This window comes from Mesorhizobium sp. M2E.F.Ca.ET.209.01.1.1 (assembly GCF_004010375.2).
Lineage (GTDB): Bacteria > Pseudomonadota > Alphaproteobacteria > Rhizobiales > Rhizobiaceae > Mesorhizobium.
On sequence record NZ_SADP02001201.1, the window covers coordinates 1 to 289 of the forward strand.

Genomic DNA, 289 nt, shown 5'->3' on the forward strand with positions numbered 1-289 from the left:
GTCGCTTCGCCGAGGCAATGGGCACCTTCGAGAAGACCGATCGCATCGACGCGGCCGTGATCGCCGATTACGCGTCGATCAAGCAGATCGTGCCGACGGTGCCGCCCAGTGCCGCGCAGCAGCGACTGAAAGCCTTGGTTTCCAGGCTTTCCCAGGTCAGCGGCGACATCACCGTCAACAAGCAGCGCAAGAGCGCCACCACCGACGCCGAGACGCTGGCCAGTCTCTCCACGGTGCTGGCCTGCCTCAAGCGCGAGGAGAAGCGGCTGGCTGGCGAGGTGGCCTCGCT

The 289-nt window shown here is 66.1% G+C and carries 1 protein-coding gene; it reads left to right on the top strand.

Annotated features, from left to right (window positions below):
• The coding region (locus EN852_RS39730) for a transposase (protein WP_135879968.1) at window positions 1-289 on the top strand (289 nt) is incomplete at both ends.